Origin of the sequence: Citrobacter sp. RHBSTW-00944, assembly GCF_013615435.1 — a bacterium.
Taxonomy (GTDB): domain Bacteria; phylum Pseudomonadota; class Gammaproteobacteria; order Enterobacterales; family Enterobacteriaceae; genus Citrobacter; species Citrobacter braakii.
On sequence record NZ_CP055418.1, the window covers coordinates 4944597 to 4967062 of the forward strand.

The following is a 22466-nucleotide window of genomic DNA, read 5'->3' on the forward strand; positions in this document are numbered from 1 at the left end:
CTTTGTTATACAAGGGTTGCATTGGGGGTATCAGGTTAGTCACTGGCGGAAATCCCCTGGAGGATGGATTCATCAAATAGCCGGAGGATGTAATGGCGCTAACCGATGTTAAAGTGAAAACCGCGAAGCCAAAAGATAAGCCCTATAAGCTGACCGATGGCGGCGGCATGTATCTGCTGATTAACGCTAATGGTTCCAAATACTGGCGAATGAAATACCGCTTTGCCAGTAAAGAAAAGATGCTCTCCATTGGCGTATACCCTGATGTTTCACTGGCCGATGCACGTGAAAAACGTAGTGAAGCTAGAAAAATTATTGCGGCTGGCGGCGATCCGGGTGAAGTAAAGAAAGAAGAAAAAATCGCCCAGCAAATGAGCCAAAAGAATACGTTCGAGGCCATTGCCCGCGAATGGCATCAGACGAAAGCCGATCGCTGGTCATTACGCTACCGTGATGAAATCATCGACACCTTCGAGAAAGATATCTTCCCTCATACGGGAAGACGCCCTATCGTCGATATTAAGCCGATGGACTGGCTTGAGATCCTCCGTCGCCTTGAAAAGCGCGGCGCTTTAGAGAAAATGCGCAAAGTCCGCCAGCGTTGTAATGAAGTCTACCGTTACGCCATCGTTACCGGGAGAGCTGAATATAACCCTGTGTCAGATCTTGCTACAGCTCTGGCTACCCCTAAGAAAACACATTTCCCGTTCCTCACAGTCGAAGAGTTACCACATTTCCTTAAAGATCTGGCCGGATACACTGGAAGTGTTATCACCAAAACCGCCACACAGATCATTATGTTGACCGGCGTGCGCACGCAAGAACTACGTTTTGCACGCTGGGAGGATATCGATTTTGAGAAGAAATTGTGGGAGATCCCGGCAGAAGTGATGAAGATGAAGCGGCCCCATATTGTGCCACTCTCAGAGCAGGTCATTGCACTGTTTACACAGCTTGAACCGATCTCAAGGCATCACCCTCTGGTCTTTATCGGCAGGAACGATCCCCGCAAGCCAATCAGCAAGGAAAGCATTAACCAGGTCATTGAGTTACTGGGGTATAAAGGCAGGCTGACAGGGCATGGTTTCCGCCACACAATGAGCACTATTCTGCATGAGCAGGGCTTTAACTCAGCGTGGATTGAAACGCAGCTTGCGCACGTCGATAAGAACGCGATTCGCGGGACGTATAACCATGCGCAGTATCTTGATGGGCGTAGGGAAATGATGCAGTGGTATGCGGATTATATTGGTGAGCTGGAGAAAGGTGGGGCTGTTATAGAAGGGACGTTTGGGAAAACAGCATAAATTAATTAAATAGCCATCCAGCGGTAAAGATGGCTATTTTTCTAGTCTCATGACACTTTGTTTTCAAAAAGCTCTGAATTGCTGGCATAAGGTACTTTACCGGAAGGCACCACCTTTGCGGCAGCAATCAAATGCACATCCTGGTCATCAAAGAAAATATGCGGTTTAAACGCTTTTAATACTTTTGTTTTCTCTACCCCGCCAAGAAAAAAAGCCTCATCAACATATACCCCCCAACTTCTCAGTGTTTTAATGACGCGCATTTCCGATGGGCTGTTTCGGGCGGTCACCAGTGCAATACGGACAGGGGAATACTCAACTCTTGTCGGTAGTCGCTCCTGAAGCTTGGCTATTTTTTTTAGCAAAGTGGCATATGGACCTTCAGCCATTGGGATATCTTGCTGTGCATCCTCCAGCGCATGAAAAGCAGCCATCCCTTGAGTCTTATAAACTAACTCACTTTCATCAGAGAAAAGCACGGCATCACCGTCAAACGCAATGCGGACCTGCCCTTCTGGGATATCGGAGGCGTCGGAGGGAGGCTCTTTGAGGATTGCAGCGGCGCAGAATCGAGAATCAATAACCTTTTGTGCATCTTCGACGTTAGTCGTTAAAAACAAATCGACATCAAAGGCATCAAGGTAATCAGCAACGGTTTCGCCTGCAGTAAAAGCAGAGCGTGTGATATCGAGTTTGTCATGACGAATGGTATTTAGAACACGGATACCTGTATCAGGACTGTTACGCGACATAACAACGACTTCAACCAACGGTGATTTATCATCCGGTTGACGATACTGGTTGAGCCCCAGAAGTGCTTTGACTAAGGGATAACCTGTACCAGGCTGTAAAGGCTGGTTTTCGTGCTCCAGCATATAGTCACGATACTTTTCGATAGCACTATCGGGATCGGTCGCATAAGTTTCGCGAAACATGCGATCGGATTCGCTCATGTCAAAAAGCGCCGTTGCGCTAATGCCAATAACTAAAGTATTACTTAAATCTAAAGGCATGGTTACTGTCCTAAAAATCATGATGTAAAGATAGTATATGCTTTCCTCTTGATCTTCTCATCGCAAAATCATTGTTAATATATTTTTGCATGAACAGTTTAGACGTTATGTAAAATCAGGCAAATCCTCGTTATCTAGATAGTCAAGGAGACCTGCATTGTTTAAAATCCCTCGGTAAAAAATAGCTTCCCATCTATTTGGAGACTGATTCTCATATTGCCGTTTAAATCGACAAATTATTCTTGATGCTTTGTCAGGATCAGCATCTTGGCGTTCTAATGATATTGTACGCAATAATGCCATATATTCATTTCTACAAAATTCATCAAATCGCTCGAGAAATTTAACGCCATTGATATGTCGCCTTAATAATCCATAAAACTCATTACCATTTTCATCCTCAAAAATAGATAACCTGAATGTTGGAGTTGCATAGGGCTCCTCTATATCAATGCTTAAATTAACTTGTTCAATAGGATCAAAGTAAGGATGTATGTAAATCTTATTCCCATTCTCATCAAAGTAATCAGAGCTTTTATTCTGCTGACATTCATTACACATTGGCGTTAAGTTAGGGAAGGTGCGAACAAGTTCCTGATATGAGATCATCATATTCATCCGGAGCGCATCCCAGAGGGACATCATGAGCCATCAACTCACCTTCGCCGATAGTGAATTCAGCACTAAGCGCCGTCAGACCCGAAAAGAGATTTTCCTCTCCCGCATGGAGCAGATTCTGCCATGGCAGAATATGACCGCTGTCATCGAGCCGTTTTATCCCAAGGCGGGCAATGGCCGACGGCCCTATCCGCTGGAGACCATGCTGCGTATTCACTGCATGCAGCATTGGTACAACCTGAGCGACGGTGCCATGGAAGATGCCCTGTACGAAATCGCCTCCATGCGCCTGTTTGCCCGATTATCCCTGGATAGCGCCCTGCCGGATCGCACCACCATCATGAATTTCCGCCACCTGCTCGAGCAGCATCAACTGGCCCGTCAATTGTTCAAGACCATCAATCGCTGGCTGGCCGAAGCAGGCGTCATGATGACCCAAGGCACTTTGGTGGATGCCACCATCATTGAGGCACCCAGCTCTACCAAGAACAAAGAGCAGCAACGCGATCCGGAGATGCATCAGACCAAGAAAGGCAATCAGTGGCACTTTGGCATGAAGGCCCACATTGGTGTCGATGCCAAGAGTGGCCTGACCCACAGCCTAGTCACCACCGCGGCCAACGAGCATGACCTCAATCAGCTGGGTAATCTGCTTCATGGAGAGGAGCAATTTGTCTCAGCCGATGCCGGCTACCAAGGAGCGCCACAGCGCGAGGAGCTGGCCGAGGTGGATGTGGACTGGCTGATCGCCGAGCGTCCCGGCAGGGTAAAAACCTTGAAGCAGCATCCGCGCAAGAACAAAACGGCCATCAACATCGAATACATGAAAGCCAGCATCCGTGCCAGGGGGGAGCACCCGTTTCGCATCATCAAGCGGCAGTTCGGCTTCGTGAAAGCCAGATACAAGGGGCTGCTGAAAAACGATAACCAACTGGCGATGTTATTCACCCTGGCCAACCTGTTTCGGGTGGACCAAATGATACGTCAGTGGGAGAGATCTCAGTAAAAACCGGAAATAACGCCAGAAATGGTGGAAAAAATAGCCTAAATAGGCTGATTCGATGTGTTTGCGGGAAAAAAATCGGCCCAGATCCGCGAAATTTTAATCAGCGAGTCAGCTTGGGAAGAAATGACCTACTTATTCGCACCTTCCTTAGCTATTGTGCTACATTTTGCCGGGCGACTAATGCTTCGTCCGGCCACAACACTCACAATATCAAAAAATTACACATGGTTTGTCGGCCTGTAAAAGACACAAAAAAAGCGCCTCAAGGGCGCTCTTTCGACAGTACTGAGGTATTTTATTTCAGCAGTTCAGCGGTCATGTGCACGCGGTTGCCGGTGTATGCCTGAGTGATTTTATAATCGCTGGCACCTGCACGTTCAGCCTGAGCGGCAATTTTTGCTTCAGCGCTTTCCAGTGTAGAACCTGTTGCGGTAACTGTCTGAGCAGCGAAAGAACCGAAAGAAGTAGCCAGAGCGATAACTGCGACAAAAGTTTTGATGCTTTTCATGATATAAACCCTTTAACTTAGTTGTTTGATTAAGGCACCGTGCCTTGATGTGATAAATAATAGCCATCTCATCGCACAACTAAAAGCGGAAGGATTTGCCAGTCTTATTCAAATTAATTGAACACTGGTTACTCAGTTATCAGACGCTCGGGATGTGTATAAATCGTCGCCCTGCCCGGTTTGCAAAAACCCACCAGCGTCAGGTTACAGCGTTCGGCAACTTCAACAGCGAGCGTTGTCGCCGCAGAAACAGCAAACAGGATTTCCACGCCGCACATTGCCGACTTCTGCACCATCTCGTAGCTGGCGCGGCTGGAGACTAATACCGCGCCCTGCTGCCAGGTTTCCCCTTCGATCGCACGTCGTCCCAGCAGTTTATCCAGCGCAACATGACGTCCAACATCTTCATGTCCGCCCGCCAGATGACCTGACGGCTGTACCCAGGCAGCCGCGTGCGTGCAGCCTGTCAGTTGCCCAACAGGCTGGAAATCAGGGAGATGCCTTAAGGCGTTATCAAGATGCGCCAGATTGAATGTCTGGGTAAACGGCAGCGGCTGGACCGGTTTGCCAATATCATTAAGTTGCTCCACGCCACAAACACCGCAGCCAGTCCGACCGGCCAGTGCGCGACGACGCTCTTTCAGCCCCATAAAGCGCCGACTGGACAGCTCAACCTGCACTTCTAATCCGTTGCAGGAAGGCACCACGTCCATCCCGTAAATATCTTGCGAGGACTCAATAATGCCTTCAGAAAGTGAAAAACCCATCGCGAAGTGCTCAAGATCTTTCGGTGATGCCATCATCACCACGTGTGAAATCCCGTTGTATACCAGTGCCACAGGCACTTCTTCAGCTACCTCATCTGGCTGAGGATGTTGCAAGTCCTCGCGCTTCCAGAGGGTCAACTGACGAGATCCTGTCGGAGATGTCACATTCTTGATGTTTTCTTGAATAATCTTATTCACTTTCTTTTAACCGTATTGGAACACGCATACCAACATTGTGGTATTCTTTACAAATCCCTCCTGGACGGAGGGAAATTCACCCAATTCTGGACCTTTGCGGTCCCGTCCGCAAAGAAAAATAACAACCACTTCCCTCGCGTTCGCGTTATAGGAAAACGAAGGGAACGTGACAATGTCGAAACAAGGAGCGAACCATGCAGGTCAGCAGAAGGCAGTTCTTTAAGATCTGCGCTGGCGGTATGGCAGGCACCACGGCAGCGGCACTGGGCTTTGCACCCGGCGTAGCGCTAGCGGAAACACGGCAATATAAATTGCTGCGCACCCGCGAAACCCGTAACACCTGCACTTACTGTTCCGTTGGCTGTGGACTGTTAATGTACAGTCTCGGTGACGGAGCAAAAAACGCCAAAGCATCCATCTTCCATATCGAAGGGGACCCGGATCACCCGGTGAACCGTGGCGCACTGTGCCCGAAAGGGGCAGGACTTGTGGACTTCATCCACTCTGAAAGCCGCCTGAAATTCCCGGAATACCGCGCACCTGGCTCTGATAAGTGGCAACAGATTAGCTGGGATGAGGCATTTGACCGCATCGCTAAGCTGATGAAAGAAGACCGCGACGCTAACTACGTTGCACAAAACGCCGAAGGCGTAACCGTTAACCGCTGGCTTTCCACCGGGATGCTGTGTGCTTCCGCTTCCAGTAACGAAACCGGCTATTTAACACAAAAATTCTCCCGCGCGCTTGGTATGCTCGCGGTCGACAACCAGGCACGCGTCTGACACGGACCAACGGTAGCAAGTCTTGCTCCAACATTTGGTCGCGGTGCGATGACCAACCACTGGGTCGACATTAAAAACGCCAACCTCGTTGTGGTGATGGGCGGTAACGCCGCTGAAGCTCACCCGGTCGGGTTCCGCTGGGCGATGGAAGCCAAAATTCACAACGGCGCGAAGCTGATTGTTATCGATCCGCGCTTTACGCGAACCGCGGCGGTGGCTGATTTCTATGCTCCGATTCGTTCCGGTACTGACATTGCTTTCCTGTCAGGCGTTTTGCTGTACCTGCTGAACAACGAAAAATTCAACCGCGAATACACTGAAGCCTATACCAACGCCAGCCTGATCGTGCGTGAGGATTACGGTTTCGAAGATGGCCTGTTTACCGGCTACGACGCGGACAAACGCAAGTATGACAAAACCAGTTGGAACTACGAACTGGATGAAAAAGGCTTCGCCAAACGCGATGTCACCCTGCAACACCCGCGCTGCGTATGGAACCTGCTGAAACAGCACGTCTCCCGCTACACGCCGGACGTCGTAGAAAATATCTGCGGTACGCCAAAGGCCGACTTCCTGAAGGTCTGTGAGTACATCGCAGAAACAAGCCGCCCAGATAAAACCGCGTCGTTCCTGTACGCACTGGGCTGGACGCAACACTCCGTTGGTGCGCAGAACATCCGTACCATGGCGATGATCCAGTTGCTGCTGGGTAATATGGGGATGGCAGGCGGCGGCGTTAACGCCCTGCGCGGACACTCTAACATTCAGGGTCTGACCGACTTAGGTCTGCTGTCACAAAGCCTGCCGGGCTATATGACGCTGCCAAGCGAGAAGCAAACTGACCTGCAAACTTACCTTGCCGCCAACACGCCAAAACCGTTGCTGGAAGGCCAGGTGAACTACTGGGGCAACTACCCGAAATTCTTCGTTTCGATGATGAAAGCCTTCTTTGGCGATAAAGCGACAGCGGAAAACAGCTGGGGCTTCGACTGGCTGCCGAAGTGGGATAAAGGGTACGACGTCCTGCAGTACTTCGAGATGATGAACCAGGGCAAAGTGAATGGCTATATCTGCCAGGGCTTTAACCCGGTCGCATCATTCCCGAATAAAAACAAGGTGGTGGCTTCGCTATCCAAACTGAAGTTCCTGGTCACCATCGACCCGCTCAACACAGAGACCTCCACCTTCTGGCAGAACCACGGTGAGTCGAACGATGTTGACCCGTCGAAAATCCAGACCGAAGTATTCCGTCTGCCGTCCACCTGCTTCGCCGAAGAGAACGGTTCTATCGTCAACTCCGGTCGCTGGCTGCAGTGGCACTGGAAAGGTGCGGATGCCCCGGGGATTGCCGTTACCGATGGTGAAATCCTCGCCGGTATCTTCCTGCGTCTGCGCAAGATGTATGCCGAACAGGGTGGCGCGAACCCGGAACAGGTACTGAGCATGACCTGGAACTACTCCACCCCACACGAACCGGCTTCGGAAGAAGTGGCGATGGAGAGCAACGGTAAAGCCCTGGCCGACATTACCGACCCGGCCACCGGTGCCGTTATCGTCAAGAAAGGCCAACAGCTTAGCTCGTTCGCCCAACTGCGTGACGACGGTACCACCTCCAGCGGCTGCTGGATTTTTGCCGGTAGCTGGACGCCGGAAGGCAACCAAATGGCACGTCGCGATAACGCCGATCCGTCAGGCCTTGGCAATACGCTGGGCTGGGCATGGGCGTGGCCGCTCAACCGCCGCATTCTGTATAACCGCGCCTCCGCTGACCCGCAGGGGAATCCGTGGGATCCAAAACGTCAGATCCTGAAATGGGACGGGGCGAAATGGAGCGGGATGGATATTCCAGACTACAGTGCCGCCGCGCCGGGCAGCAACGTTGGGCCGTTCATCATGCAGCCGGAAGGGATGGGACGCCTGTTTGCTATCGATAAGATGGCAGAAGGTCCGTTCCCGGAACACTACGAGCCGTTTGAAACGCCGCTGGGGACTAACCCGCTGCACCCGAACGTTATCTCTAACCCTGCCGCACGTATCTTTAAAGGTGACGCGGAAGCACTGGGTAAAGCGGATAAGTTCCCGTACGTCGGTACGACCTACCGTCTGACCGAGCACTTCCACTACTGGACTAAGCATGCGCTGCTTAACGCTATCGCCCAGCCGGAGCAGTTTGTGGAAATTGGCGAGAAGCTGGCGAATAAGCTCGGTATCTCTCATGGCGATACCGTCAAAGTCTCCTCTAACCGTGGCTACATTAAAGCCAAAGCGGTGGTGACCAAACGTATTCGCACGTTGAAGGCCAACGGTCAGGATATCGACACTATCGGAATCCCGATTCACTGGGGCTACGAAGGTGTGGCGAAAAAAGGCTTTATCGCTAACACGTTAACGCCATTCGTCGGTGATGCGAACACGCAGACGCCGGAATTTAAGTCCTTCCTCGTGAACGTGGAAAAGGTGTAACGGAGACGACCTATGGCTTATCAATCGCAAGACATCATTCGTCGTTCCGCCACTAACGGTTTCACCCCCGCGCCTCAGGCGCGGGACCATCAGGAAGAGGTGGCGAAGCTTATCGACGTCACCACCTGTATCGGCTGTAAAGCGTGTCAGGTGGCGTGTTCAGAATGGAACGACATCCGTGATGAAGTGGGCAACAACGTTGGAGTGTACGACAACCCGGCTGATTTGACCGCTAAATCCTGGACGGTAATGCGCTTCTCGGAAGTGGAACAAAACGACAAACTGGAGTGGCTAATCCGCAAGGATGGCTGTATGCACTGCGCCGATCCGGGCTGCCTGAAGGCGTGTCCGGCCGAAGGAGCAATCATTCAGTATGCCAACGGTATCGTCGACTTCCAGTCCGAGCAGTGCATCGGCTGTGGCTACTGTATCGCGGGCTGCCCGTTCGACGTGCCGCGCCTCAACCCGGAAGACAACCGCGTTTACAAATGTACGCTGTGCGTTGACCGTGTAGTGGTCGGACAAGAACCAGCCTGCGTGAAAACGTGTCCAACCGGCGCTATTCATTTCGGCACTAAAGAGTCGATGAAAACGCTGGCCGGTGAGCGCGTGGCGGAGCTGAAAACGCGTGGTTACGAAAACGCGGGTCTGTACGATCCGGCAGGCGTTGGCGGTACGCACGTGATGTACGTATTGCACCATGCGGACAAGCCGAATCTGTACCACAGTCTGCCGGAGAACCCGGAAATCAGCGCCACCGTGAAGTTCTGGAAAGGCATCTGGAAACCTCTCGCAGCCGTCGGCTTTGCAGCGACATTTGCGGCCAGTATCTTCCACTACGTCGGCGTAGGCCCGAACCGTGCGGAAGAGGAAGAAGACAATCTGCATGAAGAAAAAGACGAGGTGCGCAAATGAAACGACGTGACACCATCGTGCGCTACACGGCGCCGGAACGCATCAACCACTGGATCACCGCCTTCTGTTTCATTCTGGCGGCAGTGAGCGGGATGGGTTTTCTCTTCCCGTCTTTTAACTGGCTGATGCACATCATGGGCACGCCGCAACTGGCGCGAATTGTGCACCCGTTTGTCGGCGTGATCATGTTTGCCTCGTTTATCATCATGTTTTTCCGTTACTGGCACCACAATCTAATCAATCGGGATGATATCTTTTGGGCGAAGAATATTCGTAAGATTGTCGTCAACGAGGAAGTAGGTGACACGGGACGTTATAACTTCGGCCAGAAATGCGTATTCTGGGCGGCGATTATCTTCCTGGTCCTGTTGCTGGTGAGCGGAGTGGTCATCTGGCGTCCGTATTTTGCGCCTGCTTTCTCAATCCCGGTGATCCGATTCGCGTTAATGCTGCATTCATTTGCCGCAGTAGCGTTAATTGTGGTTATCATGGTGCACATTTACGCCGCCCTTTGGGTGAAAGGCACCATTACCGCGATGGTGGAAGGATGGGTTACCAGCTCATGGGCGAAGAAACATCACCCGCGCTGGTACCGTGAAGTCCGCCAGAAACAGGAAAAGTCATCTGAATGAGTATTCGCATAATCCCGCAAGATGAGCTGGAGAAGAGCGAGAAACGCACGGCGGATATGATTCCGCCGTTATTATTCCCCAGACTCAAAAATTTGTATAACCGCCGCGCTGAACGTCTGCGCGAGCTGGCCGAGAACAACCCGCTGGGTGATTACCTGCGTTTTGCCGCGCTGATCGCTCACGCGCAGGAAGTGGTGTTGTACGACCATCCGCTGCAGATGGATCTGACCGCTCGCATCAAAGAAGCGAACGATCAGGGCAAACCGCCACTGGATATCCACGTTCTGCCACGCGACAAGCACTGGCAAAAACTGCTGCAATCGCTAATTGCTGAGCTGAAGCCGGAAATGAGCGGCCCTGCGCTGGCCGTGATCGAGAATCTGGAAAAAGCCTCGGAGCAGGAGCTGGAACTGATGGCCAGCGCGCTGTTTGCCTCCGATTTCGCCTCCGTCAGCAGCGACAAAGCACCGTTCATTTGGGCTGCCCTGTCGCTCTACTGGGCGCAGATGGCGAGCCTGATCCCCGGCAAAGCCCGTGCGGAATACGGCGAACAGCGTCAGTACTGCCCGGTGTGTGGTTCAATGCCGGTATCCAGCATGGTGCAAATCGGTACCACTCAGGGGCTGCGCTATTTGCACTGCAACCTGTGCGAAACTGAGTGGCACGTGGTGCGCGTGAAGTGCAGCAACTGTGAGCAGAGCCGTGATTTGAACTACTGGTCGCTGGATAACGAACAGGCGGCAATTAAAGCTGAAAGCTGCGGCGATTGTGGGACTTACCTGAAGATTCTCTATCAGGAAAAAGACCCGAAAGTCGAGGCCGTAGCCGACGATCTCGCTTCACTGATGCTGGACGCACACATGGAGCAAGAGGGCTTTGCCCGCAGCTCCATCAACCCGTTCCTGTTCCCGGGTGAAGGGGAGTAAGTTCTTCGCACTACCGGGCGGCGCAGGTCGCCCGGGTTATAACGTATACGGTGTGACCACGCCGGATATGCCTGCAAAATCCCTGGTATTACGCGTAACCAGTGTAAGACGATGAATCTGCGCAGTGGCCAAAATGATGGCATCCGGCAATTTCATCCCATATTCCTGCCTGATACTCACGCTTCGTTCAGCAATATCCTGTGAAACACCGATCACATTAAAAGCGCCTAGCGCAACGCGTGTGCGAGATTCCTGATGATATTTTTTTGCTCCCACCATCAACTCCATCCATGTAATGAGGCTGATTGCGTTCTGCGGCGGCCATGTTTCTATCGCTAGTTTTGCTTCACTTCGCCCGCTAAACAGGTCGATGAGGATGTTGGTATCAAAAAGCGCAGATCCTGTGACCATTACCATTCCTCACGGAGTTTACGCTGATAATCAACGCCATCTTCCTCACAACCTTGCCATAGCCCAAGAGCACGTGAAATTGTCGTTTCAGCTTGATCCTGCCTCTCAAGATACTGTTCAACAGCCTCCCGCAAAAGCTCGGCCCGCGGCAGATTACGCTGCACCTTGAGATCATCAAGACGTTTGATCACTTCGTCTGATAAATCGAGTAAAATTCTGCCCATATCCATCCCAGCCATCATACTCACATATACCTCCAGTATATCATTGGCGATTAATTTCCACACAACATACACCCGAGAAAAGCGAGAAAATAGCCTTCACGCGAACGATTTTTACTTTTGCGAGCCGCTTTCCAGAATCGTACACCCCGTCACTTTTCCCATTCTCATTCTTGTCTATCCAGGTTATAAAACTGTATATCCATACAGATAAGGAAAATAATAAATGGCACTGGAAAGCGGGATTGCACAGCTGGTTGAGGCATTTATCGCGGCGGGACGCCCTTCTTCGCGCGAGCAAAATATTGATGAACGGAGAGCAGGCTACATTGCCAGCACGGTACTGGCAGGAGAAACTGAAACCCGCGTACAGGTTGAAGATATTGAACTTGATGCAATGACATTTCGCGTTGTTTCGCCGCGGGACGCCACGGGAAATCTCCCCTGCGTTATCTATTATCACGGCGGCTGCTTTGTCAGTGGTGGATTCGCGACGCATGATAACCAGCTAAGGCAGCTCGCCTGGTACAGCGGCTGTCGGGTCATTGCGGTGCAGTATCGCCTTGCACCAGAGCATACTTTCCCGGCTGCACATAACGACGCTGAAACGGGAGCCAATATTATCTGGAAGTATGCCCAGAAACTGGGTGTCGATCGCGGCAGGATTACGCTTGCTGGCGACAGTGCAGGCGGGCATCTGGCGCTGGTCACCGCACTGCGCCTGAAAGCTGCCAATCAATGGCAACCTGCGCAGCTAATGCTGATTTACCCGATGCTGGACGCAACCGCCAGGTTTGAGAGCTACGACCGAAATGGGCAGGATTACATTATCACACGTGACACGTTGCTTTCGGGCTACGAGATGTATTTGCCGCAAACCGACCTGCGGCATCCCGAAGCCAGCCCAGTCTGGCGTGAAGACTTCAACGGTCTGCCGCCCACGCACATCATTACAGCCGAATTCGACCCACTGCGCGATGAGGGTGAGGCCCTGTATCAACGGTTCCTGGAGCAGGGCGTGGAGTGCACCTGCCAACGCTATCTTGGCGTTATCCACGGATTTTTCCAGCTGGCAGGAGTGAGCCAGGCGGCACGAAATGTTATGCGAGATGTGGCCTGGCGCGTCGTTAATCCTATAGCAGGAAGATATGCTTGATTAATCTTTCGTTTTCATCTTGAAAACTTAATTGCCTTGCGTTATTTTGTTTTCAGGTTGAAAACCTTGTAATGGAACTACACCATGCATGTTATCAGCCGAAAACCTTTCAACGAGGCAATACTCCGTTTTCCAAACCACATGGCAGCACTCGTTGATTTGCTGAATATTTTAGAGAAAAAAATGTTCCACACTCCTGAAGAGATGAAGCAGTACATACCTTCACTGGATAATTTTAAATACAGAAATAAATGGTGGGTGATTAATGTTTCAGGTAACTGCTTGAGACTTATTGCCTATATTGATTTCAAACTGCAAAAGGTATTTGTGAAGCATATCGTTCACCATGCCGAGTATGACAGACTAACCACATACTATCGGGGTCACAAAGAATGAGAACGCATGAAAGTCATCAGATAGACACAGCCAGTGTAAAATTGATGATCGATACCTTTACCGATGCAGTGAAAAAAATCCCCCTGTTAGGCAAAGAACAAAATGAGACAGAGTACCGAAAAGCACTCGCTTTGGTGGAGTTTCTGGTTGATCGTGACGACCTGGAAAACCCGTTGTTTGAGCTGCTTTCAGCTCGGATCCGCGACTACGAAAAACATGCGCCTGAGTTCAGTGCCCTCAACCAACAACTGGAACATACTCCTCATGGCGTTGCGTTACTGCGTACGCTCATGGATCAATATGGTCTCAAAGCAGCAGATCTTGCCAACGAACTTGGTTCAAAATCTAATGTCAGCAACATCTTGAATGGTCGCAGAGCACTGACTGTAAGTCATATTAAAATGCTCGCAGAACGCTTTAACCTTCCGGCAGACGCATTCATCGAGTAAAGAGGATCCCCTCTGACCTACTCTTCCTCATTCCCGCCCTCTTCATATGCGCCAAACGGTTTCGCGGGTAGCACAATGTAGGTACCTTCAAACACGACGCCCGGCGTGTCATCGCCAAACACCCCGACCTGCATCTGAACGCGCGCCTTGCGGCCTCTTGCCAGACGGTCCAGGTCACCGCTCAGCGAGCCCAGATCGGCAATAGCGGTAGGTTTCCCGGTAATTGGCCTGCTATATCGGATATGCGCGTCGGCGAGGATTATCGTCCCCCCCAGATGACGCTCGCGCAGCATCAGCCAGATAAGCCCCCAGCCCGTTAACGTCGCCAGTGAAAATAGGCTTCCGGCAAACAGCGTATGGTGCGGGTTCTGATTGCCAGTCTCTGGCATCGTAGTAATAAATTTCTGCCCGGTGTACTGCTGAATGCGCACGCCCATTTTCTCACTCAATGGAATATGTTCGTACCAGGCTTGCTGTAGCTGTCCGCACCAGTCCCCGCGATGGAGAATGTCGTCCAGCGTTGCGATGGGCTTAATCATCAAAAAATGGCGCACCGGCGTGGTTTGCGGCGTGGTAATTTCGCCCTGACTCACAAACCCCAGTTTGGCGAAAAATTCGACCGCATCTTCACGGGCGCTACAGGTTACGCGCTTTACCCCTTCCTGACGCGCCACAGACTCCAGGGTCATCGCCATCAGCGTGCCCAACCCTTTCTCCTGCACAGAGGGGTCAACGGCCATAAAGCGTATGGAGGCTTCGTTATCCGCATTGATATACAGACGCCCAACCGCGACCAGATTTCCCTCTTCGTCCACCACCATCTGGTGATGCGCCATCGCGTCCCAGGCATCCCGTTCGGAGCCTTTGGGCTGGTGCAACGGTTTACGCAACATCTCCCAGCGAAACTGGTAGTAACGCTCCAACTCTTCTTCTGTTTGCGGTACTCGAAGGTGATACATAGTCGTATTCTCTCTTGTTGCCCGCGGCCACACCGGTAGCTGGTTCATACTTGTAACCAGAACGTCACGGGGCCATCATTAACCAGTGAAACCTGCATATCCGCAGCGAATCGACCGGTTTGCGTATTCATTTCCTGTTGGCGGCAACGCTCAACAAAGTATTCATACAGCGCTTCTGCCCGCTCGGGCGCAGCGCCTTTCGAAAACCCCGGGCGCATGCCACGTTCGGTATCTGCCGCCAGCGTGAACTGTGAAACCACCAGCACACTGCCACCTGATTGCTGCACGTTGAGGTTCATTTTTCCTTCGGCATCGCTAAAGATTCGATAGCCGAGTACGCGCTCACACAGACGGTTCGCTTTCTGTTCGTCATCATCCCTTTCGACACCTAACAGGACTAAAAGTCCTGGGCCAATTTCACCCGTCACCTCGCCCTCCACGGTGACGCTGGCACGGGTTACGCGCTGAATTAATGCAATCATGGTTGATCTGCTTCTTCTTGTTCTGCGGCTTGTTTAAGTTTGCGGTATTCCCCGAGAGTGACAGTTATTTCCGCGCCTAGCAAGACGATACACCACGTCCAGTATACCCAGACAAATAAAATGGGGATCACCGCCAGGACACCGTAAATGAGCTGATACGACGGGAACATCGTGATGTAGAGCGCAAATCCTTTCTTTCCGGCCTCGAACAACACGGCGGCCACAAAGGCGCCAATAACCGCATCACGATTGGGCACACGCGTAGTCGGTACAATGCTGTAAAGCAGCCAGAACGAGAGCCAGGAAAGCACCAGAGGGAAAATACGCAAGACGTCATCAATCACCGAGTTGAGATCGCTGGCCCAGCGCAATGACAACAAATAAGAGCTGATCGCCAGACTAGCCCCCGCCAGCAGCGGCCCCAGCGTTAAAATCATCCAGTAGACGGCGAAAGAGTAAACTTTGGGACGAGTGCGCTTACTGCGCCAGATAGTATTCAGAGCATTATCAATGGCATACATCAGCAATAACGCCGTGACAATCAGCCCACATGCCCCAACGGCCGTCATTTTGTTCGAGTTGGCGACAAACTGTTCGATATAACGCTGGATGACGTCTCCCGTCGCCGGGATAAAATTTGCGAAAATAAAATGACGTAGCTGGGCACTGACGTCGGAAAACATCGGAAATGCGGCGAAAAGAGCAAACACAACGGCGATAAGCGGTACTAATGAGAGCAGTGAAACATAGGCAAGATTCCCTGCCAGCGTCGTCATGTTGTCCTCATCAATCCGTTGCCATAGTAGCTTCAGCCAGGCCCGTACAGGACGCGTATGGTGCCTGGCTTGTTGCTGAACATTTTTTAGCATAACAACTTCGCGAAATAGTCAGGAATGGTCGTTTTATCGACGACCTGGATACTGGTAATCCCTAACCGGTTAGCCCCTTCAATATTATCGGCGTTGTCGTCAAAAAAGACCGCATCTTCCGCAGAAAAACCTTCAGACTGCAGGACATGCTGGTAAATCCGCGCTTCCGGTTTTCGCATGCCCAGATCCTGGGAAAGATAAATATGGTCAGCAGCCTGACGAATTTCAGGATATTCATCCGGCCAAAATATTGTGTGCAGACGGTTAGTATTCGACAAGACGACCACCCGATGCCCCTGCTCACGCAGCTTATGCATGATGTCGATAACTTCAGGGCGCAATGCCACAAAAACGGCCTGCCAGCCGTGAGAGAACTGCTCGTAACTTAGCGGCAGCGCCATGTCATGACATAGTGCCTCGGCAAAGGCTTCATCCGTTATTTCACCTCGCTCGTGCTGGTGAAAAGCCTCCCCCATGGTGAAACTTTGCTTCAGCGAGGCCAGCGGTACACGGCTCAGATCGCTCCATGTGCCCAACACGCGGTTGAAGTCGATATCGACAATCACATTACCTAAATCAAAGATATAGAGCATGATCTTCTCCTTAATCGCCGTGGATGAATAACTGTAGCGGGAAAGGAGAAGTTTGACTACCGGGATCGGCGATGTGTATCCGTTTAAAGATACTTAACAAAGGCAAGCAAAATGAACGAGCCAGGACAATGAGAAACGCAAGCAACACTACCCGCCAGGCCAGCGATACTCTGACGGCGAGCTTCAGTAAACACCGCGGAAACCCTAATATTGTTCTCAGAAACTTTTATCTGCTTAACATCCGCACGCACTGACCAGGTGTGTTAACTAAAACGGTAAGCGTGTACTTCCACGCGGCATGATTTCAAAGCCGACATCAACAATTTCGCCCTGCCAGGTTTTATCCTGCGCCATTCTTAGCATCATCTCTGCCGTCCTGTCCGCTATCTCATCAGCATTCCACTTAATGCTGGATAACGTTACAGGAGCAAGCCAGGCGCTGGAGGGAAAATCACCGAACCCAAGAATGCTCAACTGTTCAGGCACCTTGATACCCCGGGCTTGAGTCTCCATCAGAAGAGCCGTTGCTATTGCATCGCTGGTACAAAAAATTCCATCAACTCCCCGCTCCTTGACTAACGTTTGCATCAGAATTTCACGGCTGGCCTGCCAGATATTCGGGGTTTGCGGGATATCAACCAGCAGGGGCTTCTCGCCCTTTTCCTCAAGCGCACGACAAAATCCGTTGTAACGTGTACGCGCACGAATGTCGTCATCAAAACGCGTCGTGAAATAGGCCAGTAGGGAACAGCCGGTATCGAGCAAATAGCGTGCAGCAGAATAACCTATCTGCTCCTGGTTATTACCAACCTGAGCGGAAAATGCGCTGCCATCAACCTGCCACATTTGCACCACAGGTACACCGCTGTTTTTCAACATTTTAAGAGTTGAAGCTTTGTGGTCGGCACCTGCAATAGCAATGACCGCTGGCGACCATTGCAAGATTGCCCGGATCTGCTCTTCTTCCTTATCCAGACTGTGGTCGTGAGAAGCAATAGATAACTGAAATCCCTGTTCGCTAACCGTCGACTCTATCTTCTGGATAACATAACTAAACGTCACGTTCGCCAGAGAGGGCAACACAACCGCCATATTGCAACTACGCCCCCCGGTAAACTGGCTGGCGATCTTGTTGTGCACATAGCCAAGATTATCGATAGCCGCCTGGATTTTTTTCCCGGTCTTCTCCGAGACACGGTCGGGCTGGCGAATATACAGGGAAACCGTTGACGGCGACACGCCGGCCTGGTGCGCAACATCATCAAGTTTTACAATTTGACGCGATCTCTGACGCATTCCTCTCCCGAATTCTCATTAAGCAACACCCTCTCTTGACGACGACGATGACGAGCCAATCCCACAATCAGTATCAGCGCGACCGCCCAAACCAATCCCAGCAGAGGGTAAAATGAAGCAGGGAGCCCCTCAGTGTTTGCCAGACCAAGCGGCGACAATGCGATGAAAATACTGATTAAAGCCGCCATCATAATAACACTTACACAATGAGCATATCGCCATTTTTCCATAGGGATACTTGCAGGTTGTGCGTCCGGTACATAACGCTTTCCGGGGGCCATTTTCCCAATAGATAACATCATTGCTGTTTCAATCAGAAACAATATGCCCATAACGTGAATAAAATGTAGTGAAATCCATTTTTCCCCACCGGCAAACGTGTATAACCCGTAAGCGATGACATGAAAACCAAGTACCCATTTTGCTGCCAGTGCTGGCACTCTTCGGGTTAAAAAACCGACCAGTACAATCGTGATAATAGGAATGCTATAGAACCCGGTAAAGCGGCGCATCAGATCAAAAATACCGTTAGGGCTCCACAGCAGCAGAGGAGCTATCACTATCGAAATAAGCGAGACAACAACAGAGGTAATCTTGCCGACATATACCAGTTTTTTCTCATCCTGACATCCAGTCAGCGGAGCATAAAGATCGATCACAAATAGCGTGGCGCTTGAATTCACCACCGAGTTGAAATGGCTAATCACCGTCCCAAAAATCGCTGCGGCGAACATACCAATCAACCACCAGGGTATGACCGCTTTAACCAGTGCTGGATAAGCATAATCAACATGGGTAAATACAGGGCCAAAAAGATTAAAAGCAATCAGCCCTGGCAACACCATCGCCAGTGGCACCAGTAGCTTGATGCTACCTGCAAGCAGCACGCCTTTTTGGCTTTCAGCAAGCGACTTCGCCCCTAACGCCCGCTGAATGATCATCTGGTTAGTACACCAGTAAAACATATTGGCACACAGCATACCGGTGAAAACGGTGCTAAAAGGCACTGATGAACTGGCGCTGCCGATAGCATTGAGCTGTTCCGGATGGCTTAACAACGCTTTCCCACCCGCAAGAAAAGAGCCTTCGCCAAGGGCAATGAGTCCTAGAACGGGAATGAGCATTGCCGCGACGAGTAAAATCAGACCGCTGATAGTGTCTGAAATGGCGACAGCTTTCAGGCCTCCCAACGTCGCATAGAGTCCACCAACGGCTCCCATCACAAGGGCCAGTAATCCGATAGCGCTCCAGTCAGGCAAGTGGAAAATTTTTTGTACATCAAACATCTCGTTCATCGTGATCGCGCCAAGGTAAAGACTGCACGGATTGGCCATCACCGCATATCCCACGAGTAACATCACGCTGACCGTTCGCCGTGTGGCGCTATCGAAACGCTCCTCCAGAAACTGCGGCATTGTGGTAATGCCGCGGCGTAAAAAACGCGGCAAGAAAAAAACAGCCATCATGATAGTGGCAACTGCGGCGGTGCTTTCCCAGGCCATACCACTGATATCAAAACGATATGCGTTGCCATTTAAGCCGACTAATTGTTCAGCTGAGAGATTAGACAATAGCAGTGAGCCAGCGATGAAATAACCGCTTAGCCCTCTTCCCGCAAGAAAGAATCCTTCCACGCCTGACTCTGAAACCCCTTTTGTTTTTCGATATGAATATAGCGCTACGAAAATTAAAAAGAGAAAAAAAGTCGCGACAGAAAATAGCATTTCCATAGCATAACCTCGTCGACGAAGTGATTAACACTACTATCACACGGCGCCACATGCAGATAAAACGTCTTTACAGCGAAACTGGAAGCCACAAAACAAAAAAAAGCTTACGCGCGGATGAAATGGGCTGAAGATCACATTTTATGCAAAATGCATCTTGATTATCGTAGCGCTACGATACTACCGTAGAAAGAAACCACACACAGGACAGTATGACGATGTTCAACCAGGATTGTTTAGTACGACGGGATGTTTCTGAGTTGCGTAGCCAGAGATGGTATGCCCCAAAGACAATTAGAGCTTTCGCGCACCGACAACGTACCCAGCAAATGGGCTTTGCCCGGGAAGAGTTTTTGGGTAAGCCGGTTATCGGCATCATTAACACCTGGAGTGATATGAGCGCCTGTCACTCCCATCTGCGTGAACGCGCGGAGGCGGTAAAACGTGGCGTCTGGGCGGCGGGCGGCTTTCCAGTAGAACTCCCGGCACTTTCAATGGGCGAAGTGATGGTGAAACCCACCACCATGTTGTATCGCAACTTTCTGGCCATGGAAGCAGAAGAGTTGTTACGTCAGCACCCGATTGACGGCGTGGTGCTACTGGGTGGATGTGATAAATCCACACCGGCTCTGCTAATGGGTGCGTTATCTATGGATATCCCAACCATTTTTTGCCCGGCAGGCCCAATGACCACGGGCAAATGGCACGGTCAGGTTACCGGAGCGGGTACGCACACGAAAAAGTTTTGGGATCAGCTTCGTCTTGGCGCGATCACCCAGCATGACTGGATTGAGCTGGAAGGGGCGATGACGCGGTCCATCGGTACCTGTAACACGATGGGCACGGCCTCTACCATGACCTCAATTGCCGATGCCATGGGCTTTACCCTTCCCGGCGCAAGCTCTATCCCGGCCGCGGATTGTCGCCATCCACAGATGGCCGCCCAGTGCGGAAAAACCATTGTGGATATGGTCTGGTATGACCACAAACCTTCCCGCTGGCTAACGAAAAAGAATTTCCTTAATGGTATTGCCGCTTACATGGCGTTGGGCGGCTCCACCAATGCCGCAATCCACCTGATCGCAATGGCTAACCGGGCATCGATTACGTTAAGTCTTGCCGACATGGAGGAGATCGCCCGTAAAATCCCCGTCCTGGCAAACTTATTTCCTTCAGGCAAAGGGCTGATGGATGATTTCTTCTTCGCGGGCGGCTTGATGGCCCAGTTGAAGAAAATCAGCCCATTCCTGCATTTGGATGCAAAAGGTGTAACCAATACGCAGGTCAGCGCCTGGATAGAAAATGCCGACTGTTACGATGACGATACTATCCGCGATTTAAGCAATCCGGTGATTCCTCTTTCACAAGGTTGTGCTCTAACGGTGTTGCATGGAAATCTATGCCCCAACGGAGCGGTAATGAAATCCTCTGCTGCCAGTTCCTACCTGCGCCATCATGTTGGCCCGGCTCTGGTTTTCGATACCCACCAGCAACTCTCGGAGCAGATTGACTCCCCGGAACTCAACGTCACCAAAGATACCGTCATTATTCTGCGCAATGCCGGGCCTGTCGGCGGACCCGGTATGCCAGAGTGGGGAAATCTGCCTATTCCGAAAAAGCTATTGCAGCAGGGCGTTACCGACATGGTACGTATTTCCGATGCCCGCATGTCCGGCACACATTACGGCACCTGCATTCTCCATGTTGCTCCTGAAGCCGCTGTCGGCGGTCCATTGGCTCTAGTTCAGACCGGTGATTTGATCGAACTGAATATAGAAGCGGGCTCGTTAAACATGCTGGTTGACGATACCGAACTGGCGCAACGTCGCGAAGCGTTAAAACCCACTCATCAAACATTTTCCCGTTCCTGGTCCGCACTTTACCAGCAGCACGTCACTCAGGCTGATGAAGGGTGTGATTTCGATTTCCTGCAAAGCGGCAGTGATGTCCCGGAACCTCCTATTTTTTAAGGAAAAACAATGAACAATTTCAAACAGGCTATTCTTTCCGGCCAGCGTAAGTTAGGCACCTGGATGATGACCGGCAGCGATACTGTTGCCGAAGCCATGGCTACCGTAGGTTTTGATTTCCTGGTTCTTGATCAGGAACATGTGGCGGTCGACACGCTTGATGCTATCCGCATCGATCGCGCTATTCGCAGCGTAAATGCCAATACCACACCACTCTACCGCCTGGCGGGCAACGATGTTGTATTAATTAAACGCGCGCTTGATGGCGGTGCCATGTCGCTGATGATCCCCTTTATCAATACTCCTCAAGAAGCGCGTAGAGCGGTAGAGTCGGCTTATTATCCGCCCTATGGGAAACGCGGTTTTGCCGCAATGCATCGCGCCTCGGGTTGGGGTGGTAACGCACAGTTTGTGGAGGATTCACGAAATGAGCTGTGCCTGATCCTTCAACTCGAAACGCCAGAAGCTATCGCCAACATCGATGAAATCGCAAAAGTAGACGGCATTACCGGTTTCTTTATCGGTCCCGGCGACATGTCCTCTGCGATGGGTTATCCAGGAAATCCATCGCACCCAGAGGTTCAGGCGATGATCAAGCGTGGGCTGGAAGCTTGTCAGCGACTTGGCTTCCCTTGCGGCATCGTAGGCGGTAATCCGGAACTGGTAAATAAATATCAGCAAATGGGCTTTACCTTTGTTGCTCTGGCCTCCGACATGAGTTTTATGTTGGCGCGGGCCAAAGAACAACTGGCCGCTATTCGTGGTGAAGAACTACAGATTCGCGGCGGCGAGGTGTATTGAG

The 22466-nt window shown here is 51.2% G+C and carries 23 protein-coding genes; 11 read left to right on the forward strand and 12 right to left on the reverse strand.

The genetic code is table 11. From position 1 onward, the window contains the following. Nucleotides 1-92: 92 nt before the first annotated feature. Nucleotides 93-1307, forward strand: coding sequence for an integrase arm-type DNA-binding domain-containing protein (locus HV334_RS24025; protein ID WP_181220988.1), 1215 nt, complete (start codon nucleotides 93-95; stop codon nucleotides 1305-1307). Between the two features lie 47 nt (nucleotides 1308-1354). On the opposite strand, the gene HV334_RS24030 is transcribed toward HV334_RS24025, so the two are convergent. Both HV334_RS24030 and HV334_RS24035 read right to left on the reverse strand, forming a co-directional pair. Next, on the reverse strand, nucleotides 1355-2320 hold the full coding sequence (locus tag HV334_RS24030) for a 5'-nucleotidase (RefSeq protein ID WP_181220989.1): 966 nt from the start codon (nucleotides 2318-2320) through the stop codon (nucleotides 1355-1357). 105 nt (nucleotides 2321-2425) lie between these two features. Beyond that, the gene (locus HV334_RS24035; protein WP_249415042.1) at nucleotides 2426-2938 is read right to left on the reverse strand and encodes a hypothetical protein; all 513 of its coding nucleotides are present in this window, start codon (nucleotides 2936-2938) and stop codon (nucleotides 2426-2428) included. 25 nt (nucleotides 2939-2963) lie between these two features. Here HV334_RS24035 and HV334_RS24040 point away from each other — a divergent pair, with 25 nt between their 5' ends. Beyond that, complete coding sequence (locus HV334_RS24040) at nucleotides 2964-3944, forward strand: IS5-like element ISKpn26 family transposase (protein WP_020899206.1); 981 nt, start codon at nucleotides 2964-2966, stop codon at nucleotides 3942-3944. Between the two features lie 295 nt (nucleotides 3945-4239). Here the strand turns inward: HV334_RS24040 and HV334_RS24045 are convergent, their stop codons facing one another. Both HV334_RS24045 and fdhD read right to left on the reverse strand, forming a co-directional pair. Then, nucleotides 4240-4452 (reverse strand): DUF1471 domain-containing protein, encoded by a 213-nt coding sequence (locus HV334_RS24045; protein WP_003825262.1) that lies wholly within the window; start codon nucleotides 4450-4452, stop codon nucleotides 4240-4242. A gap of 128 nt (nucleotides 4453-4580) precedes the next feature. Then, nucleotides 4581-5417 carry a formate dehydrogenase accessory sulfurtransferase FdhD gene (gene fdhD, locus HV334_RS24050; protein ID WP_049040549.1) on the reverse strand — a complete coding sequence of 279 codons (837 nt, stop codon included), beginning with the start codon at nucleotides 5415-5417 and terminating at the stop codon, nucleotides 4581-4583. Nucleotides 5418-5611: 194 nt separating this feature from the next. On the opposite strand from fdhD, the gene fdnG reads away from it, so the two are divergent. Genes fdnG through fdhE form a run of 4 tightly spaced genes read left to right on the forward strand, consistent with a single transcriptional unit; the run spans nucleotide 5612 to nucleotide 11135 of the window. Next, complete coding sequence (gene fdnG, locus HV334_RS24055) at nucleotides 5612-8662, forward strand: formate dehydrogenase-N subunit alpha (protein ID WP_087121869.1); 3051 nt, start codon at nucleotides 5612-5614, stop codon at nucleotides 8660-8662. Between the two features lie 12 nt (nucleotides 8663-8674). After that, a complete protein-coding gene (fdoH, locus tag HV334_RS24060; protein WP_181220990.1) occupies nucleotides 8675-9577 on the forward strand; it encodes a formate dehydrogenase O subunit beta in 903 nt (300 codons plus the stop codon). Beyond that, on the forward strand, nucleotides 9574-10209 hold the full coding sequence (gene fdoI, locus HV334_RS24065; RefSeq protein ID WP_003028686.1) for a formate dehydrogenase cytochrome b556 subunit: 636 nt from the start codon (nucleotides 9574-9576) through the stop codon (nucleotides 10207-10209). The genes fdoH and fdoI overlap by 4 nt, the downstream gene beginning before the upstream one ends. Continuing rightward, nucleotides 10206-11135: a formate dehydrogenase accessory protein FdhE gene (fdhE, locus tag HV334_RS24070; RefSeq protein ID WP_003028685.1), complete on the forward strand. Its 930-nt coding sequence runs from the start codon at nucleotides 10206-10208 to the stop codon at nucleotides 11133-11135. Before fdoI ends, fdhE begins: the two co-directional genes overlap by 4 nt. A gap of 36 nt (nucleotides 11136-11171) precedes the next feature. On the opposite strand, the gene HV334_RS24075 is transcribed toward fdhE, so the two are convergent. Beyond that, a complete protein-coding gene (locus HV334_RS24075; protein ID WP_016155182.1) occupies nucleotides 11172-11546 on the reverse strand; it encodes a type II toxin-antitoxin system VapC family toxin in 375 nt (124 codons plus the stop codon). After that, nucleotides 11546-11788, reverse strand: coding sequence for a CopG family transcriptional regulator (locus HV334_RS24080; protein ID WP_016155181.1), 243 nt, complete (start codon nucleotides 11786-11788; stop codon nucleotides 11546-11548). The genes HV334_RS24075 and HV334_RS24080 overlap by 1 nt, the downstream gene beginning before the upstream one ends. A 205-nt stretch (nucleotides 11789-11993) precedes the next feature. Between HV334_RS24080 and HV334_RS24085 the strand changes: the two genes are divergently transcribed. The 3 genes from HV334_RS24085 (at nucleotide 11994) to HV334_RS24095 (ending at nucleotide 13768) form a co-directional block, all read left to right on the forward strand. Continuing rightward, nucleotides 11994-12923 carry an alpha/beta hydrolase gene (locus HV334_RS24085; protein ID WP_181220991.1) on the forward strand — a complete coding sequence of 310 codons (930 nt, stop codon included), beginning with the start codon at nucleotides 11994-11996 and terminating at the stop codon, nucleotides 12921-12923. An 84-nt stretch (nucleotides 12924-13007) separates the two neighbouring features. Then, entirely contained in the window at nucleotides 13008-13319 is a 312-nt protein-coding gene (locus tag HV334_RS24090) for a type II toxin-antitoxin system HigB family toxin (protein ID WP_019077936.1), read from the forward strand. Beyond that, complete coding sequence (locus tag HV334_RS24095) at nucleotides 13316-13768, forward strand: helix-turn-helix domain-containing protein (protein ID WP_141876133.1); 453 nt, start codon at nucleotides 13316-13318, stop codon at nucleotides 13766-13768. Before HV334_RS24090 ends, HV334_RS24095 begins: the two co-directional genes overlap by 4 nt. A 17-nt stretch (nucleotides 13769-13785) precedes the next feature. Here HV334_RS24095 and fabY read toward each other — a convergent pair whose 3' ends face one another. The 6 genes from fabY to HV334_RS24125 form a co-directional block, all read right to left on the reverse strand. Continuing rightward, the gene (fabY, locus tag HV334_RS24100; protein WP_003825286.1) at nucleotides 13786-14727 is read right to left on the reverse strand and encodes a fatty acid biosynthesis protein FabY; all 942 of its coding nucleotides are present in this window, start codon (nucleotides 14725-14727) and stop codon (nucleotides 13786-13788) included. Between the two features lie 44 nt (nucleotides 14728-14771). Then, complete coding sequence (dtd, locus tag HV334_RS24105) at nucleotides 14772-15209, reverse strand: D-aminoacyl-tRNA deacylase (RefSeq protein WP_003028671.1); 438 nt, start codon at nucleotides 15207-15209, stop codon at nucleotides 14772-14774. After that, a complete protein-coding gene (locus tag HV334_RS24110; protein WP_019077938.1) occupies nucleotides 15206-16078 on the reverse strand; it encodes a virulence factor BrkB family protein in 873 nt (290 codons plus the stop codon). The genes dtd and HV334_RS24110 overlap by 4 nt, the downstream gene beginning before the upstream one ends. Continuing rightward, a complete protein-coding gene (gene yihX, locus HV334_RS24115) occupies nucleotides 16072-16671 on the reverse strand; it encodes a glucose-1-phosphatase (protein ID WP_137351793.1) in 600 nt (199 codons plus the stop codon). The genes HV334_RS24110 and yihX overlap by 7 nt, the downstream gene beginning before the upstream one ends. Nucleotides 16672-16938: 267 nt before the next feature. Then, nucleotides 16939-17967, reverse strand: a complete 1029-nt coding sequence (locus tag HV334_RS24120) for a LacI family DNA-binding transcriptional regulator (protein ID WP_047357782.1) — start codon at nucleotides 17965-17967, stop codon at nucleotides 16939-16941. Further along, the gene (locus tag HV334_RS24125; protein ID WP_181220992.1) at nucleotides 17940-19697 is read right to left on the reverse strand and encodes a solute:sodium symporter family transporter; all 1758 of its coding nucleotides are present in this window, start codon (nucleotides 19695-19697) and stop codon (nucleotides 17940-17942) included. The genes HV334_RS24120 and HV334_RS24125 overlap by 28 nt, the downstream gene beginning before the upstream one ends. A gap of 209 nt (nucleotides 19698-19906) precedes the next feature. On the opposite strand from HV334_RS24125, the gene HV334_RS24130 reads away from it, so the two are divergent. Both HV334_RS24130 and HV334_RS24135 read left to right on the forward strand, forming a co-directional pair. Further along, a complete protein-coding gene (locus HV334_RS24130) occupies nucleotides 19907-21664 on the forward strand; it encodes an IlvD/Edd family dehydratase (protein ID WP_223870187.1) in 1758 nt (585 codons plus the stop codon). A gap of 9 nt (nucleotides 21665-21673) precedes the next feature. Further along, a complete protein-coding gene (locus tag HV334_RS24135) occupies nucleotides 21674-22465 on the forward strand; it encodes an aldolase/citrate lyase family protein (protein ID WP_047357785.1) in 792 nt (263 codons plus the stop codon). Nucleotide 22466 lies beyond the last annotated feature (1 nt).

Excerpts from the sequence above, each read along its gene's own strand:
- HV334_RS24025 (WP_181220988.1), top strand. The coding sequence starts at position 93 with ATGGCGCTAACCGATGTTAAAGTGAAAACCGCGAAGCCAAAAGATAAG.
- HV334_RS24030 (WP_181220989.1), bottom strand. The coding sequence starts at position 2,320 with ATGCCTTTAGATTTAAGTAATACTTTAGTTATTGGCATTAGCGCAACG.
- HV334_RS24035 (WP_249415042.1), bottom strand. The coding sequence starts at position 2,938 with ATGAATATGATGATCTCATATCAGGAACTTGTTCGCACCTTCCCTAAC.
- HV334_RS24040 (WP_020899206.1), top strand. The coding sequence starts at position 2,964 with ATGAGCCATCAACTCACCTTCGCCGATAGTGAATTCAGCACTAAGCGC.
- HV334_RS24045 (WP_003825262.1), bottom strand. The coding sequence starts at position 4,452 with ATGAAAAGCATCAAAACTTTTGTCGCAGTTATCGCTCTGGCTACTTCT.
- fdoH (WP_181220990.1), top strand. The coding sequence starts at position 8,675 with ATGGCTTATCAATCGCAAGACATCATTCGTCGTTCCGCCACTAACGGT.
- fdoI (WP_003028686.1), top strand. The coding sequence starts at position 9,574 with ATGAAACGACGTGACACCATCGTGCGCTACACGGCGCCGGAACGCATC.
- fdhE (WP_003028685.1), top strand. The coding sequence starts at position 10,206 with ATGAGTATTCGCATAATCCCGCAAGATGAGCTGGAGAAGAGCGAGAAA.
- HV334_RS24075 (WP_016155182.1), bottom strand. The coding sequence starts at position 11,546 with ATGGTCACAGGATCTGCGCTTTTTGATACCAACATCCTCATCGACCTG.
- HV334_RS24080 (WP_016155181.1), bottom strand. The coding sequence starts at position 11,788 with ATGATGGCTGGGATGGATATGGGCAGAATTTTACTCGATTTATCAGAC.
- HV334_RS24085 (WP_181220991.1), top strand. The coding sequence starts at position 11,994 with ATGGCACTGGAAAGCGGGATTGCACAGCTGGTTGAGGCATTTATCGCG.
- HV334_RS24090 (WP_019077936.1), top strand. The coding sequence starts at position 13,008 with ATGCATGTTATCAGCCGAAAACCTTTCAACGAGGCAATACTCCGTTTT.
- HV334_RS24095 (WP_141876133.1), top strand. The coding sequence starts at position 13,316 with ATGAGAACGCATGAAAGTCATCAGATAGACACAGCCAGTGTAAAATTG.
- fabY (WP_003825286.1), bottom strand. The coding sequence starts at position 14,727 with ATGTATCACCTTCGAGTACCGCAAACAGAAGAAGAGTTGGAGCGTTAC.
- dtd (WP_003028671.1), bottom strand. The coding sequence starts at position 15,209 with ATGATTGCATTAATTCAGCGCGTAACCCGTGCCAGCGTCACCGTGGAG.
- HV334_RS24110 (WP_019077938.1), bottom strand. The coding sequence starts at position 16,078 with ATGCTAAAAAATGTTCAGCAACAAGCCAGGCACCATACGCGTCCTGTA.
- yihX (WP_137351793.1), bottom strand. The coding sequence starts at position 16,671 with ATGCTCTATATCTTTGATTTAGGTAATGTGATTGTCGATATCGACTTC.
- HV334_RS24120 (WP_047357782.1), bottom strand. The coding sequence starts at position 17,967 with ATGCGTCAGAGATCGCGTCAAATTGTAAAACTTGATGATGTTGCGCAC.
- HV334_RS24125 (WP_181220992.1), bottom strand. The coding sequence starts at position 19,697 with ATGGAAATGCTATTTTCTGTCGCGACTTTTTTTCTCTTTTTAATTTTC.
- HV334_RS24130 (WP_223870187.1), top strand. The coding sequence starts at position 19,907 with ATGACGATGTTCAACCAGGATTGTTTAGTACGACGGGATGTTTCTGAG.
- HV334_RS24135 (WP_047357785.1), top strand. The coding sequence starts at position 21,674 with ATGAACAATTTCAAACAGGCTATTCTTTCCGGCCAGCGTAAGTTAGGC.